This window comes from Virgibacillus sp. LDC1 (assembly GCF_025792345.1).
Taxonomy (GTDB): Bacteria; Bacillota; Bacilli; order Paenibacillales; family Paenibacillaceae; genus Paenibacillus_AQ; species Paenibacillus_AQ lautus.
The window spans coordinates 1-537 of sequence record NZ_JAOXLZ010000019.1; the positions used below are offsets into that span (position 1 = coordinate 1).

The 537-nt window shown below is 50.1% G+C and carries 1 rRNA gene; it reads right to left on the reverse strand.

Going from position 1 to position 537, the window contains the following annotated elements:
* A 23S ribosomal RNA gene (locus OHJ21_RS32955) occupies window positions 1-537 on the reverse strand; the annotation flags it as partial.

The following is a 537-nucleotide window of genomic DNA, read 5'->3' on the forward strand; positions in this document are numbered from 1 at the left end:
GTTCCCAGTTATCTGAAGCTTAGGAGCTTTTCTTGGAAGCATGGTATCAACCACTTCGTCGCCTAAAGGCAACTCGTCATCAGCTCTCGGCCTTGAAATCCCGGATTTGCCTAAGATTTCAGCCTACCACCTTAAACCTGGACAACCAACGCCAGGCTGGCCTAACCTTCTCCGTCCCTCCATCGCAATAACTGGAAGTACAGGAATATTAACCTGTTTTCCATCGACTACGCTTTTCAGCCTCGCCTTAGGGACCGACTAACCCTGCGTCGATTAACGTTGCGCAGGAAACCTTGGTCTTTCGGCGTGCGAGTTTTTCACTCGCATTGTCGTTACTCATGTCAGCATTCGCACTTCTGATACCTCCAGCAAGCTTCTCAACTCACCTTCACAGGCTTACAGAACGCTCCTCTACCGCATCATCATAAGATGATACCCGTAGCTTCGGTGCATGGTTTGAGCCCCGTTACATCTTCCGCGCAGGCCGACTCGACTAGTGAGCTATTACGCTTTCTTTAAAGGGTGGCTGCTTCTAAG